Below are 13,668 nucleotides of genomic sequence, written 5' to 3'. Positions count from 1 at the left end.
AGTATTGTTATCTTTGCATAATTCTTATACCCACTCACCATAAAAAACAATAATTAAAATAATATATGGCTAAATCTCAGGCAACATACAGTAAAAAAGAGAACGAAAAAAAACGATTAAAAAAGCAAAAAGATAAGCAAGAGAAAAAAGAAGAACGCCAGTCTAACGCAAAGAAAGGCTTAGCGCTTGAAGAAATGTTTGCTTACGTTGATGAAAATGGAAACATTTCTTCTACTCCACCAGATCCGAAGAAGAAGAAGGTTTTTGCTATTGAGGATGTTCAAATCGGTATTTCTAGACAAGAAGATTTTATTGATGAAAATCCGATTAAAAAAGGAACGGTTACTTTCTTTAATGATAGTAAAGGTTACGGTTTTATTAAAAACACTGAAACTCAAGATAGTATTTTTGTGCACGCAAATGGTTTGGTTACTCAAATTAAAGAGGGCGATAAAGTTACTTTCGAAGTAGAAATGGGTCAAAAAGGACCAACAGCTGTTAAAGTTTCTAAAGTATAGTTCTAAATTTTGTAGGTTCAAAGCCTACAATAATCTAATTTTTTGCAGAAATCCGTTCTGCTGCGCAGGTTTTATACTCAATTTATAAATCCGTCTATTTAACATAAAACCTTGCGCATTTTTTCTTTTTAGCATTTGCGCTAATGCTAAATTTGTGGTTTTTTTTAAACTTCAATTGGCTCGCCATAAGCAATTTACAATTGCTTCGAATTAAATAATTCTCAATTCTAAAAATATCGGTGTGGAATTTGATAGCTGTAATCATCATTACAGTACACAAATTGAAATTTAAGAATATGAAAAAATTAATTGCAATAGCATTGGTTAGTATGTTAGGAATAACAACTGCAATGGCACAACAGGTAGATTTGAGAAAAAAAATAAGTGTTAGCGGCACGGCAGAAACTGAAGTTACGCCCGATATTATTTACATCAGTATTTCACTACAAGAGTACCTAAAAGACAACAATAGCAAAAAGAAAGTAGAGATTACCGAGTTGGAAAATCAATTGATTGCAGCAGTGCAAAAGGCAGGAATATCAAAAGAAAACTTAACCATTAACAATTTAAGCAGCTGGAATTATGCGACGCTAAAAAAGAAAAATCCCGATTTTTTAGCGAGCAAACAATATAAATTAAAAGTTGCTGACTTAAATAAATTTAATGAAATAATAGGTGGGATTGATGCAAAAGGGATTTCAAACACCAATATCGAAAGCTATGATTATTCAAAAATTGAATCATTAAAAAAAGATTTAAAAATAAAAGCCTTACTTGCCGCCAAAGAAAAAGCAGCTTATATGGTAGAAGCCTTGGGTGATAAACTTGGTGGCATTATCGATATTCAAGACGGCGGAGATAACGCAATTCAGCCTGTTTACAGAAACTATATGATGAAAACAGCATCTGCCGATGCAAGTGATGCGCAAGAGGTTGACTTCAAAAAAATTAAGCTGAGTTTTACGGTAAATACCGTATTCGAAATTAAATAGCAAATTATAAAATCTTTTTTGCAAACCCGCCAACACTTTGGCGGGTTTTTTGTTATAGTCTTATCTTAAACCCTAAAACAAAATAATCATGAAAAAATTCATCTACACATTAGCCTTAGTTTTTACGTTAGGCATTGGCTTTAATACTGCTTCAGCTACAGAAAAATCGGCAAAAGCTCCAACAGAACTTACAGCAGACCAACAAGTACAGTTGGAAAGGATTAAGAACCGCGTTGAAGAAATCAAGGAAATGGATAAATCTAATTTAACCAGGGCAGAGAAAAAAGCATTGAAAAGCGAGTTAAAAGAAATGAAAAATCAAGCTAGGGCAATGAATGGTGGGGTTTACCTTTCGGTAGGCGCAATCATTATCATTATTTTATTATTGATTTTAATTTTATAATCAACTTCTAAATCATAAAAAAAGCTTTGCAGTTTAAAATTGCAAAGCTTTTTTTATGCGAAAGCACTTTAATCGATCATATCAAAGCCAGTGTATTTTACTAAAGCCTCAGGAATTTTAATGCCATTTTCGGTTTGGTAGTTTTCTAAAATTGATGCTACAATACGAGGTAAAGCCAAGGCACTTCCGTTTAATGAGTGTGCCAATTGCGCCTTTCCTTCTTTGCCCTTATAACGTAATTTTAAACGATTGGTTTGGTACGTTTCGAAATTTGAAACCGAAGAAACCTCTAACCAACGCTCTTGAGCAGCACTCCAAACTTCCATATCATACGTCATGGCCGATGTAAAACTCATATCGCCACCACATAAACGTAAAACGCGGTAATGTAAACCAAGTTTTTGCAACAACGATTGAACGTATGCGCTCATCTGCTCAAGGGTTTCGTAGGATTTATCGGGATGCGTAATTTGAACAACTTCAACCTTATCAAATTGATGCAAACGGTTTAATCCACGAACGTGCGCGCCATAAGAACCCGCTTCGCGACGAAAACAAGGCGTGTATGCGGTGTTTTTAATTGGAAGTTCATCCTCTTTAACAATAACATCACGGTACAAATTCGTCACCGGAACTTCGGCGGTAGGGATTAAATATAAATCATCGATTGTAGAATGATACATCTGCCCTTCTTTATCGGGCAATTGCCCTGTGCCAAAGCCAGAAGCTGCGTTGACTAAATGTGGCACTTGCATTTCTTTGTAACCCGCTTCTGTAGCATGATCTAAAAAGAAATTAATCAGTGCACGCTGTAATTTAGCACCTTTACCTTTGTAAACCGGGAAACCTGCGCCCGTAATTTTTACCCCTAGTTCAAAATCTATAATATCATATTTAGCTGCTAATTCCCAATGTGGCATCGCTTTGCTATGTAAGGCTGCGGGCGCACCATGGATATAAACTTCTTCATTATCCTCCGGCGTTGAGCCTGGCTTAACCAAGTGATATGGCAAATTTGGTAGCTGCACAATCAAATTAAATTGAGCCGTTTCCAACTCATTTAATTCCTCTGTAAGGTTTTTAACTTGCTCTTTGTATGTTGAAGTTTGAGCTTTAATTGCTTCGGCTTCATCTTTTTTTCCTGCACGCATTAAATCGCCAATTTGCTTTGCTGCGGCATTCGCTTCTGCAGAAATACTATCCAACGAAGTTTGCGTTTGGCGACGATCTTCATCAATCGTAATGATCTCATCTACCAATTCTGGCTGTTTAAAATTACGTAAGCTTAAACGTTCTAAAACTTTCTCTCTATTTTCGCGGATATAGTTAACTTGCAGCATTATTTTAATTTTTTACAAAGATAATAAGAGTTACGAGTTATCAGTTACGAGTTGTGTGTTTTTCAAAAACCCAAACCGATAACCTATAACCCGCAACTCACAACTTAAAACATGGAAGGCAAACTATTTCTCGTACCCACACCAATAGGCAACTTAGAAGACATGACTTTTAGGGCCATCCGTATTTTAAAAGAATGCGATTTGATTTTGGCCGAAGATACCAGAACAAGTGCACCAATGCTTAAACATTTTGGAATTGATAAACGCGTTTTTTCTCACCATCAGCACAACGAGCATAAAGCAACATCAGAGATTATTAAGTTTTTACAAGAAGGACAACAAATTGCTTTGATATCTGATGCTGGCACACCGGCAATTTCCGATCCTGGTTTTTTCTTAGTTAGAGAAGCAATAAAAAATGATATTGCCGTAGAATGTTTACCTGGAGCAACAGCCTTTGTACCTGCTTTGGTAAACTCTGGCTTGCCAGCCGATGCATTTTGCTTCGAAGGATTTTTACCTGTTAAAAAAGGCAGACAAACCAAGTTTAAAAAATTAGCAGAAGAAGAACGCACGATAATACTTTATGAAAGTCCGCACCGTTTATTAAAAACTTTAGAAGAGTTTGCGCAGTATTTAGGCGCCAAAAGGCAGGCATCGGTAAGTAGAGAATTAACTAAAATGTTTGAAGAAACCGTGAGAGGTACTTTGGTAGAAATAAAATCACATTTCGAAAACAATACTTTGAAGGGAGAATTTGTAATTTGCATTGCTGGAAGAGATTTGAGTAAGGATAAAAGAGCAAAGAATAAGGATAAATACGAGGATGTTGAGTAAATAGAATATTAACTTAGATTTTGCAGTCTATAAGGCTAACAAAACTAAGAGAAGAGCGGTTGAGCGAGAATTAGAAATTATTGGCGAGGCTATAAATAAGTTGTTAAAGATAAACCCTCAACTAACCATCTCCTAATCAAGATAAATTGTTGATTTAAGAAATAAAATAATCCATGCTTACGATAATGTTAACGACATCGTTATTTGGAAAATTATTATAAAAGATATACCCGTTTTACAAAAAGAGGTGGAAAACTATCTCCAAACAAAATAAATAAATAAAATGATTAGCATAGATAGATTTTTAAGCGATGAACAAGACCCAAAAGCGGTTGAAAAAGTAATCGGAAAATTGAATGACCTTTTAACCACTGGCGAAGAAATTTTATACCTTGCTGTACAAAAAAAACCTGCCGTAAACTTGATGCCCGATAGCATTGCAATTACCAATAAAAGAATTTTTTATTGCGAACCCGGCAATTTGGGTTTAACGATGAATTTCAAAGATATATCGTGGAAAAATATTAAAGAAGTTTCTTTTAAAGAAGAATTATTTGGATCTAAGTTTATCTGTGTACCGCAGCAGGGCGAAAACATTGTAACAGAGTTTATTCCAAAAGTGCAGGCAAGAAAACTAAATCAAGCCGCAAATGAACAATTAGAGGTTTATAAAGATTTCTTACACCAACAAAAAATAGAAGAAAACTGGGCTTCTGCGTCGCTAATTAATGCTAACATCCAACACGTTGCCGATGTAAATCCAGAACCAATAAAAGTTACTGAGCCAATACAAATAGCCGAAGTTGTAGAAGAACCAGAAGATGAAACGACGTTAAAACTTCGCAAGCTTAAAAACCTGTACGATAAGCACTTAATTACGCAGGATGAATATGAAGCTAAAAAAGCTAACATTTTAGATAGTATGTAAAACCTAGAATCCGTCATCCGCAATTCAACCGTCATCCTGAATTTATTTCAGGATCTATATTGCGAGATACCTAACATAAAAAATGCTGATATTAATTCAATATAACGAAAATAAAAATTTCAACCGCGTCACCCTGAATTTAGTTCAGGGTCTATATTGCGAGATGGAGACAAATTAAAATAAAAATACTTATCCCGCTAAACCGGACAGGAGGACGAACAAAAAAGAAAATGGAAAGGGGTGGTTGTGTTTACATTTTAACGAATCACGCACATACCGTCTTTTATATTGGGGTAACATCAGAGCTATATTTCAGAATAAAAGAACACAAAGAAAAATATTATCCAAACTCTTTTTCTGCAAAATACAACTGCAATAAGCTCGTTTATTACGAACAATTCAGTTCAATACAAGAGGCAATTTTGAAAGAGAAACAATTGAAAAATTGGAGACGAGGTTGGAAAATTAATTTGATAAATGAATTAAATCCCAACTGGGATGATTTATTTCTAACTTTGGAATAATTGAAAAAAAAGAATGCAGAAATAGCGTAAAAGATGCTGAAATAAATTCAGCATGACGACCGACAAACGATAATGAAACCCAAACAAACCTATCTCCTCGCCTTACTAAGCGCCTTTTTACTTTGGCTAGCTTGGCCACCAATGCCTTATACTACGCCATTATTACTAATTGGTTTAGTGCCATTGTTTATTGCATTGCAAAGCATCTCGCAGAGCGATATAAACAAAAAAAGACGAAAAATATTTTTAACAGCGGGCTTAACGTTTTTACTTTGGAACAGCGCATCTATTTATTGGGTTTACAATGCAATAAGCGCCTATAATGGATCAATAATAGCTATACCAATCTCGTTAATCCCCTTCGGCTTAGGTGCATTTTTAATGACTACCGCATTTTGGTTATATTATCGTTTAGGTAAATACGTAAATAAAAACACCGCTTACTTTGGCTTAATTTCCTTCTATATCGGCTTTGAATACCTGCAACAAGTATGGGATTTCAAATTCCCTTGGATGACTTTGGGCAATGGACTATCAGGCATGCACCAATTGGCGCAATGGTATGATTATACTGGGATTTATGGTGGCTCCCTGTGGATTTTATTGAGTAATATTATCGCTTTTGAAGCTTACAAAAAATTTAAAACACAAAGAGGTTATTTAAAATATCGCCCTGTTGGAATTTGGTTTTTAGTTGTATTTATTCCAATTGGAGCTTCATTAATTAAATATTTTAACTACAAGCAACTGGGCACGCCATCAAATGTAGTTGTAGTACAGCCCAACATTGATCCTTACCAAAAACTGAGTTTGATCTCCCCTGCCGAGCAGCTAAAAATTTTAACGCATCTATCTGATTCATTAGCACAAACCAATACTGAATATTTTATTTGGCCAGAAACCGCAATACAAGGTTTTAATGATGAAGATAGGATTAGAAGTAATGATAGCTACATTTATTTACAAAGTTTTTTAAGCAAATACAAAAATGCTTCGCTTTTAAGTGGGATAGAAAGCTTTAAAACCTATCCAGATAAAAAAACAATCACCGCTAAATATGACGAACAGAGTAAATTATATTTCGACAATTTTAATGCTGCAATGCAGATGGAGAATTCTGGAAATGTACAGTTTTACCATAAATCTAAATTGGTTCCTGGCGTAGAACGAATGCCTTTCCCTAAAGTATTTTCTTTTTTAGATGGCGTATTTTCTGAACTTGGAGGAACCGTTGGTGGTTATGGTTCGCAAGATGAACCCGGAACTTTATATGCACAAAGTGGTATTGGTGTTGCCCCCGTAATTTGTTACGAAAGTTTATGGGGCGATTGGATCGGGAAAGCAGTAAAAAATGGGGCGCAATTTATTGCAATAATTACCAATGATGGCTGGTGGGGAAATACATCGGGCAAAGACCAACATCAACTTTACGCAACTCTACGTGCCATAGAAACCCGCAGAGATGTTGCGCGATCGGCAAATACGGGCATTTCATGCTTTATAAACCAACGCGGAGATATTACGCAAAGCACAAAATGGTGGACAAGAACTGCTATAAAAGCCGATATCCATTTAAACGATGAAATAACTTTTTACGTTAAAAGTGGCGATGTAATTGCAAAATTATTAAGTGTAGTGGCAGTAATTATGCTATTAATTATTCCTTATAAAAAATGGAGACAAAAACCTGCTCAGTAATGAATTTTAATTCTACCCGTCGCATTGTTTTATTATTGGTATTTATTTTTATAGCGATAGGTTTTGATCAAGTATCAAAAATTATCGTGCGTAATAAACTAAATTATAACGAACAAATTAGCGTTATTAAAGATCGTTTCATCCTCGTAAAAATAGAAAACAGTGGCGCGTTTTTAAGTTTGGGCGATGGCATGCCTACTATTTTAAAGTTTATTGTTCTTTCCGGCTTACCACTTATAGCATTGGGCTATGGTTTATATTACCTTTATAGCCGGTATAAGCAACCAATAGCGACACAAATTGCTTTGTGTTTTGTAATTGGTGGTGGCGTAGGTAATTTATACGATAGAATAATGTATGGCTCGGTTACCGATTTTATGCACCTCGATTTTTATCTCTTTCGAACTGGGATTTTTAACTTTGCCGATGTGTTTATTATGATTGGTATTGGCATATTATTGTTGCAATCGTTCGTCAAAAACAAGGATTTAGTAGCCACGCAAAATGAGGCAATCGATTAATTTACACCATATATTTCCCTACAATCGGCATTCTTCTACCCATACCAAATGCTTTGGATGATACTCGAAGTATTGGTGGCGTTTGATAGCGTTTAAACTCTGCCACATTTACCATTTTCAAAATTCGCTTAACCAAAGCCTCATCATATCCTTGCGCAGTAATTGATGCTAAGCCTTGCTTCAACTCAATATGTTGATATAAAATCTTATCCAGTACATCATAATCAGGCAATGAGTCAGAATCTTTTTGATTTGGCCTTAACTCTGCCGATGGTGGTTTAACAATCGTATTTATGGGTATAACTTCTTGGTCTTTATTGATGTATCTTGCCAAATCGAATACTTGGGTTTTATACACATCGCCAATTACACCAATGGCGCCGCACATATCGCCATATAAAGTACCATAACCAACGGCACACTCACTTTTGTTAGATGTATTTAACAAAATATAGCCGAATTTATTACTCATCGCCATTACAATTGCACCTCTAATTCGGGCCTGAATATTTTCTTCCGTTAGGTTAAACGGCAAACCTTTAAAAGCATTTTCTAACATTCCATCATAAGCATCAGTTGCGGGTTTAATGGCTATAATTTCATGCAGGCAACCAATATTATTTACCAAATCCATCGCATCCTGTACCGAGTGATCAGAAGAAAATTTCGAAGGCATAAGCACCGCCATTACATTTTCGGCACCCAAAGCTTTGCAGGCCAATGCACAAACTACTGCAGAATCTATACCGCCAGACAAACCCAACACAGCTTTGCTAAAACCCGATTTTTGAAAATAATCTTTAATGCCCAAAACTAAGGCATCATAAATTTGCTCTATATCGGTCGCTCTACTGGATTCAGGATACTTATTCCGCACGTTTTGTACCTCATCTAAATCAAAAACCTGTAAATCCTCTTCAAAATACTTCATTTCTGCTTTTAATGAACCTTCTGAATCAAAAACTAACGATCCGCCATCGAAAATAATTTCCGTTTGTGCACCTACTTGGTTTACATAAAATAACGGCAACTGATATTTTTTTGCGTTATCCGCAAGTACTTTTATACGCTCTTCATCATGCGTGTACGAGAATGGCGAAGCCGCAATATTTATCATCAAATCTGGCTGTTGTTTAATCAATTCATCCATCGGGCTAGAAACATACAATGGATTTTCGTTGATATTCCATAAATCTTCGCAAATTGTTAACGCAATTTTTTTACCTTTAAATTCAATACATTCGAAAGTGGTAGCAGGCTCAAAATATCTATATTCATCAAAAACGTCGTAAGTTGGCAAAAGCGCTTTTTTTGCAATCGATTTTATTTTACCATCCTCAATAAAATAAGCAGCGTTAAACAAATCTTTACCTTGTAATATCGGGTTTTTTACAGGCAAACCAATAATACAGGCAATGTCCAAACAATGTAGCGCAATGTCTTGCACAGCCTTCTCGCAAAGCGATATAAACTCATCAAACTCTAAAAAATCCCTCGCAGGATAACCGCAAACCGCTAACTCGGCAAATACAACCAAATCTGCGCCCTTATTTTTAGCCGCTTTGATGCTATGGATAATTTTTTGAGTATTATATTCAAAATTTCCAATATGATAATTGAGTTGTGCTAATGCGATTTTCATCTTTAAGTATAATTAAAACAATTTAATACGTTTAATCTAAATGTAGCTAAACAGATTTTGCACCGAAACTTCGACCGTAAAAATGATAAATTTACAATCGTTGTTACTTTTTTCGTGCTTTATCCGTTTATTTGCTACACATGATTTATAACATAAAAACTAAGCAAATTTATTTAATTTTTCTCTTAGCCATTGCATTTTTTTCCTGCAAACAAAATAATAGACCAGATATTAGCAAAATAAAGCTCGATTTAAAGATTGAGCGTTTTGATAAGGAACTTTACGCAGGTAAGAAAAAAAATGTAGCGGAAACCGATGCGTATTTGAATAAATCGTACGGCATTTTCTACGATGACTTTATGCACCGCATAATTGGAAATAAGAATTACACAAACGATCAAATTTTAATTAATTTATATAAAGATCGTGCATATACTGATTTAACAACTGAGGTTGATAGTGTTTTTAAAGACTTAAAGCCTCAAGAAAAAGATTTAACAGAAACTTTTAAATACATAAAATACTACTATCCAAAAGTAAAAGTTCCTCGTTTCATTGCTTTCGTTTCTGGTTTTGCTTATCAAACACCTGTCGGCGATAATTATGTGGGTATCGGCTTAGATATGTTTTTAGGGAAAAACAGTAAGTTTTACAGGGGCATAGTAGAAAATGTGCCACTATATATTTCTAAAAGGTTTACCCCAGAAAATATTGTACCAAGAGTAACTGAAACATTTGCGCATGAAGATTTATTTCCAGAACCTGATGGGAATCGCACACTGCTTTCTAAAATGATTTCGCAAGGGAAAATTTTATACTTTTTAGATCAAGTTTTACCAGAAAAAACAACAGACTCTATAAAAATTGGCTATACTGCTGAACAATTGGGTTGGTGCGAAAATTTTGAGGGAGATATTTGGGCGTACTTTTTAGAAAATAAGTTTTTATACAACACTGATTATCAAAAAATTCAGGTTTTTTTATCAGAAGGGCCCTTTACACCTGGTTTAGGCGAAAATAGAAATTCAGCACCTAAATTGGGTGTTTGGATAGGTTGGCAAATTGTAAGAAAGTACATGAAAGAAAACCCAAAAGTTACCTTACAACAACTTATGGTAGATTATGATGCACAAAAGATTTTATCTAAATCTAAGTATAAACCTAAACAAAAGTAAGCGTTAAAAGTTATTTGTATATAGGTTTCAAATTGTATACATTATATTTAGCTAAGTAATGAAGACTATTTGAACATCTTTTGCAACAATTTATCAATTAAACAATCTAACCCAATAACAACAATTTTATTAATTAAACTTAAACCCTTTACTACATGAAAGTTGGCATTGTATTATCAGGCGGAGGAATAAGAGGAATAGCACATTTAGGTGTTTTAAAGGCTTTTAGCAATTTAGGAATCACTTTTAGTCATATTAGCGGCACAAGTGCGGGCGCCATCGCGGGTGCATTTTTCGCCGCCGGAATTGACCCTGAAGAAGGCTTAAATATTTTCTTAAAAACAAAACTTTGGAGATTTATTCGTCCGGCTTTAGGTTCTTTAGGGTTAATTAATATAGAAAGAACGGCCAATGTTTTGAAAGATTACTTTCCTAACAACTTAATTGAAAACCTAAAAATTCCATTAACTATTGCAGCAGTTAATTTTAGCGAAGGTAGGTTGGTTTATTTTAATCAAGGCCCTTTAATACGAGCCATTCAGGCATCAAGCTGTATTCCTGGTGTATTTAAACCCATAATGATTGATGGGCAGATGTATGTAGATGGAGGAATATTAAACAATTTCCCAGTAGAACCTTTAATGAAAGATTGTGATTTTATAATTGGTTCTTCATGCAATCACTTAAAACCAGTTGATAAAATTACAGGTATAACCAACTTACTTGGGCGAGCAGGAGTAATGTCAATTAACCATGATATGGAACGAAAATCAAAGTTTTGCGATGTAATGATAGAACCTAAAGGCTTGGGCTCAATTAATACATTTGATATGAAACGCGCTGAAGATATTTACTGGCTGGCGCACGAAGAAGCGCTAATTACCATAAAAAATAGTGAGCAAATTAGGGCGTTGATACCCCCAACCCCCTAAAGGGGGGCTTTTGCCAAAATTTAAAACTTCCTCGCTATAAAGTCCCCTTTAGGGGATTTAGGGGCACTAAACGCTCTCCCTTTAAAACCGGAATCGCTTTGCAAATATTAAGTTGCAAGCAAAAAACTACATCTTCCTCTATATTTAATTTAGCTAGCCTGCTGCTATGTGATGATTTATACAAATATTTTCGCAAATCATTTTTGGCAAGCATATATAAATCTTTCGCCGCAACGCTAGAGTCATCAAAGAAATCGAAATCATCTTCCAATTCTTCTACAACCGCACCCGCAAAAAGTGTATCCTCTAAATTAAATTGATCTTTCCAACCTGCACATAATAAAAGTACATCTTTATTTTGGCTTTTTAGATAGTTACAAAGTACATCCAAATTTAAAAAAGAGCCAATAACAACTTGATGCGCTCGCTTATGCGCCAAATGCAATGCTTTTGTACCGTTGGTGGTAGTTAGTACAATCGTTTTGCCTTTTACCTTTTCGGTGGTGTAAGAAAAAGGAGAATTGCCAAAATCATAACCTTCCACTACTTCGCCATTTCGTTCTGCAGCAAGTAAATAGCCTTTACCATCGTATTTTAAACAATCCTCTACGTTGGCGACCGGAATAATGGCTTCTGCACCATTATCAATACCATAAGTGATAGATGATGTTGCCCGTAAAACATCAATAACCACCACAATACTCGCCTCAATATCATATAAATCTATCAAGGCAGGCGTTAAACAAACTTCTATTTTCTTACGCATTTATTTAGGTATGAGGTATGAGATATGAGATATGAGATATGAGATTTCAGAAACCAAGTCTCAAATCTCATATCTATTCACTCAAATCTATTTTAAAAATGGAAACTTAACAATTTTAGCTTTAATTGGCGTATTGCGAATAACGATAAAAATTTCCGTTCCTTCTTTCGTAAAATCTTTAGCAACGTAGCCCATGCCAATTGCTTTTTGCAAAGAAGGCGACTGCGTGCCTGATGTTACTTTACCAATAACGTTTCCTTCAGCATCAGCAATTTCATAGTCATGGCGAGGAATACCACGGTCTATCATTTCAAAGCCAACCAATTTTTTCGTAACTCCAGCTACTTTTTGCGCTTGTAGCGCATCTGCATTTGTAAAAGGTTTTGTAAACTTCGTTATCCACCCTAATCCTGCCTCAATTGGCGAAGTGGTATCATCAATATCATTTCCATATAAACAGAAACCCATTTCCAAACGCAAAGTATCGCGCGCACCTAGGCCAATCGGCTTGATGTTGAAAGGTTTTCCTGCTTCAAAAATAGCTTCCCAAATTTTGGTTGCGTATTGGTTTTCAAAATAAATTTCGAAACCACCAGCGCCTGTATAACCTGTGGCAGAAATTAATACATTATCCACACCTGCAAAAGTGCCTTTTACAAAAGTATAATATTCCATTGAAGCCAAATCAACATCAGTTAAAGCTTGTAGAGCTTCGGCCGCTTTAGGACCTTGAATTGCCAATAATGATGTTTGATCAGAAATATTATGCATTTCAGCACCTTCTGTATTAAAACTTTGTATCCAATTCCAATCTTTCTCTATGTTTGATGCATTAACAACCAACATATATGATTTTTCATTCATGCGGTAAACCAAAAGATCATCTACAATTCCACCATCCTTATTGGGCAAGCAAGAATACTGAATTTTACCATCGTGAAGCTTAGAAGCATCATTACTGGTTACGCGTTGAATTAAATCTAACGCATTATCACCTTTTAAAATAAATTCGCCCATGTGGCTAACGTCAAAAACACCCACTCCTGTACGTACAATTGCGTGTTCTGCATTTATTCCTTCGTAAGTTACTGGCATGTTATAGCCTGCAAACGGAACCATCTTGGCACCAAGCGCAATGTGTATATCTGATAAAGCGGTACTCTTCATATTATATTTTGTTAGTCGGCAAAAATAGCAAGAAAAAGACAATTTTTTTAGGCTAATTTAAATGGACTTTTGGCCACTTAAATGTTGGATGAATATTAAAGAAACTAACAAATTATTAGAAAATGAAAGTCAGCATTTCAAAGGTGCTGCAGTCCCGCTATCCGTTTTACTTCGTGGTAAACCGAAAAGGTTTACACTTCGTGCTCACTCCTATCTGGTTTAGTA

At 35.2% G+C, this 13,668-nt stretch carries 14 protein-coding genes and 1 pseudogene; 11 read left to right on the top strand and 4 right to left on the bottom strand.

Annotation, left to right across the window (positions count from 1 at the left end):
• Positions 1 to 65 precede the first annotated feature (65 nt).
• From EZJ43_RS01955 to EZJ43_RS01945, 3 genes are all read left to right on the top strand, one after another.
• On the top strand, positions 66 to 518 hold the full coding sequence (locus EZJ43_RS01955; RefSeq protein WP_133260971.1) for a cold-shock protein: 453 nt from the start codon (positions 66 to 68) through the stop codon (positions 516 to 518).
• Positions 519 to 814: 296 nt separating this feature from the next.
• Complete coding sequence (locus EZJ43_RS01950) at positions 815 to 1,510, top strand: SIMPL domain-containing protein (RefSeq protein WP_133260970.1); 696 nt, start codon at positions 815 to 817, stop codon at positions 1,508 to 1,510.
• Between the two features lie 88 nt (positions 1,511 to 1,598).
• Positions 1,599 to 1,913 (top strand): hypothetical protein, encoded by a 315-nt coding sequence (locus EZJ43_RS01945; RefSeq protein WP_133260969.1) that lies wholly within the window; start codon positions 1,599 to 1,601, stop codon positions 1,911 to 1,913.
• 68 nt (positions 1,914 to 1,981) lie between these two features.
• On the opposite strand, the gene serS is transcribed toward EZJ43_RS01945, so the two are convergent.
• The gene (serS, locus tag EZJ43_RS01940; RefSeq protein WP_133260968.1) at positions 1,982 to 3,253 is read right to left on the bottom strand and encodes a serine--tRNA ligase; all 1,272 of its coding nucleotides are present in this window, start codon (positions 3,251 to 3,253) and stop codon (positions 1,982 to 1,984) included.
• Between the two features lie 111 nt (positions 3,254 to 3,364).
• Here serS and rsmI point away from each other — a divergent pair, with 111 nt between their 5' ends.
• From rsmI to lspA, 6 genes and pseudogenes are all read left to right on the top strand, one after another.
• Positions 3,365 to 4,090 (top strand): 16S rRNA (cytidine(1402)-2'-O)-methyltransferase, encoded by a 726-nt coding sequence (gene rsmI / locus EZJ43_RS01935; RefSeq protein ID WP_133260967.1) that lies wholly within the window; start codon positions 3,365 to 3,367, stop codon positions 4,088 to 4,090.
• Between the two features lie 7 nt (positions 4,091 to 4,097).
• Positions 4,098 to 4,364: pseudogene (locus EZJ43_RS17590) on the top strand (HepT-like ribonuclease domain-containing protein).
• A gap of 9 nt (positions 4,365 to 4,373) precedes the next feature.
• A complete protein-coding gene (locus tag EZJ43_RS01925; RefSeq protein ID WP_133260966.1) occupies positions 4,374 to 5,018 on the top strand; it encodes a PH domain-containing protein in 645 nt (214 codons plus the stop codon).
• A 230-nt stretch (positions 5,019 to 5,248) separates the two neighbouring features.
• Entirely contained in the window at positions 5,249 to 5,542 is a 294-nt protein-coding gene (locus tag EZJ43_RS01920) for a GIY-YIG nuclease family protein (protein ID WP_133260965.1), read from the top strand.
• 72 nt (positions 5,543 to 5,614) lie between these two features.
• Positions 5,615 to 7,240 (top strand): apolipoprotein N-acyltransferase, encoded by a 1,626-nt coding sequence (gene lnt / locus EZJ43_RS01915; RefSeq protein WP_133260964.1) that lies wholly within the window; start codon positions 5,615 to 5,617, stop codon positions 7,238 to 7,240.
• Positions 7,240 to 7,761, top strand: a complete 522-nt coding sequence (gene lspA, locus EZJ43_RS01910) for a signal peptidase II (RefSeq protein WP_133261147.1) — start codon at positions 7,240 to 7,242, stop codon at positions 7,759 to 7,761. The genes lnt and lspA overlap by 1 nt, the downstream gene beginning before the upstream one ends.
• A gap of 1 nt (position 7,762) precedes the next feature.
• Here the strand turns inward: lspA and EZJ43_RS01905 are convergent, their stop codons facing one another.
• Positions 7,763 to 9,403: an NAD+ synthase gene (locus EZJ43_RS01905; protein ID WP_133260963.1), complete on the bottom strand. Its 1,641-nt coding sequence runs from the start codon at positions 9,401 to 9,403 to the stop codon at positions 7,763 to 7,765.
• 140 nt (positions 9,404 to 9,543) lie between these two features.
• On the opposite strand from EZJ43_RS01905, the gene gldB reads away from it, so the two are divergent.
• Both gldB and EZJ43_RS01895 read left to right on the top strand, forming a co-directional pair.
• The gene (gene gldB, locus EZJ43_RS01900; protein ID WP_133260962.1) at positions 9,544 to 10,578 is read left to right on the top strand and encodes a gliding motility lipoprotein GldB; all 1,035 of its coding nucleotides are present in this window, start codon (positions 9,544 to 9,546) and stop codon (positions 10,576 to 10,578) included.
• Positions 10,579 to 10,733: 155 nt separating this feature from the next.
• Positions 10,734 to 11,510: a patatin-like phospholipase family protein gene (locus tag EZJ43_RS01895; RefSeq protein WP_133260961.1), complete on the top strand. Its 777-nt coding sequence runs from the start codon at positions 10,734 to 10,736 to the stop codon at positions 11,508 to 11,510.
• 34 nt (positions 11,511 to 11,544) lie between these two features.
• Here the strand turns inward: EZJ43_RS01895 and EZJ43_RS01890 are convergent, their stop codons facing one another.
• Together EZJ43_RS01890 and gcvT are read right to left on the bottom strand one after the other, a co-directional pair.
• The gene (locus tag EZJ43_RS01890; RefSeq protein ID WP_133260960.1) at positions 11,545 to 12,276 is read right to left on the bottom strand and encodes a 2-phosphosulfolactate phosphatase; all 732 of its coding nucleotides are present in this window, start codon (positions 12,274 to 12,276) and stop codon (positions 11,545 to 11,547) included.
• Between the two features lie 87 nt (positions 12,277 to 12,363).
• The gene (gcvT, locus tag EZJ43_RS01885; RefSeq protein ID WP_133260959.1) at positions 12,364 to 13,443 is read right to left on the bottom strand and encodes a glycine cleavage system aminomethyltransferase GcvT; all 1,080 of its coding nucleotides are present in this window, start codon (positions 13,441 to 13,443) and stop codon (positions 12,364 to 12,366) included.
• Between the last annotated feature and the right edge of the window lie 225 nt (positions 13,444 to 13,668).

This window comes from Pedobacter changchengzhani (assembly GCF_004354365.1).
GTDB classification, from domain to species: Bacteria; Bacteroidota; Bacteroidia; order Sphingobacteriales; family Sphingobacteriaceae; genus Pedobacter; species Pedobacter changchengzhani.
Note: the sequence above shows the minus strand (reverse complement) of the source record. Positions and strands in the feature narration are given on the sequence as shown.

Bases quoted from the DNA above. Each gene is read 5' to 3' on its own strand.
- EZJ43_RS01955 (WP_133260971.1), top strand. From the start codon at position 66: ATGGCTAAATCTCAGGCAACATACAGTAAAAAAGAGAACGAAAAAAAA.
- gldB (WP_133260962.1), top strand. From the start codon at position 9,544: ATGATTTATAACATAAAAACTAAGCAAATTTATTTAATTTTTCTCTTA.
- EZJ43_RS01895 (WP_133260961.1), top strand. From the start codon at position 10,734: ATGAAAGTTGGCATTGTATTATCAGGCGGAGGAATAAGAGGAATAGCA.
- gcvT (WP_133260959.1), bottom strand. From the start codon at position 13,443: ATGAAGAGTACCGCTTTATCAGATATACACATTGCGCTTGGTGCCAAG.
- EZJ43_RS01890 (WP_133260960.1), bottom strand. From the start codon at position 12,276: ATGCGTAAGAAAATAGAAGTTTGTTTAACGCCTGCCTTGATAGATTTA.
- EZJ43_RS01905 (WP_133260963.1), bottom strand. From the start codon at position 9,403: ATGAAAATCGCATTAGCACAACTCAATTATCATATTGGAAATTTTGAA.
- lnt (WP_133260964.1), top strand. From the start codon at position 5,615: ATGAAACCCAAACAAACCTATCTCCTCGCCTTACTAAGCGCCTTTTTA.
- serS (WP_133260968.1), bottom strand. From the start codon at position 3,253: ATGCTGCAAGTTAACTATATCCGCGAAAATAGAGAGAAAGTTTTAGAA.
- EZJ43_RS01950 (WP_133260970.1), top strand. From the start codon at position 815: ATGAAAAAATTAATTGCAATAGCATTGGTTAGTATGTTAGGAATAACA.
- lspA (WP_133261147.1), top strand. From the start codon at position 7,240: ATGAATTTTAATTCTACCCGTCGCATTGTTTTATTATTGGTATTTATT.
- rsmI (WP_133260967.1), top strand. From the start codon at position 3,365: ATGGAAGGCAAACTATTTCTCGTACCCACACCAATAGGCAACTTAGAA.
- EZJ43_RS01920 (WP_133260965.1), top strand. From the start codon at position 5,249: ATGGAAAGGGGTGGTTGTGTTTACATTTTAACGAATCACGCACATACC.
- EZJ43_RS01925 (WP_133260966.1), top strand. From the start codon at position 4,374: ATGATTAGCATAGATAGATTTTTAAGCGATGAACAAGACCCAAAAGCG.
- EZJ43_RS01945 (WP_133260969.1), top strand. From the start codon at position 1,599: ATGAAAAAATTCATCTACACATTAGCCTTAGTTTTTACGTTAGGCATT.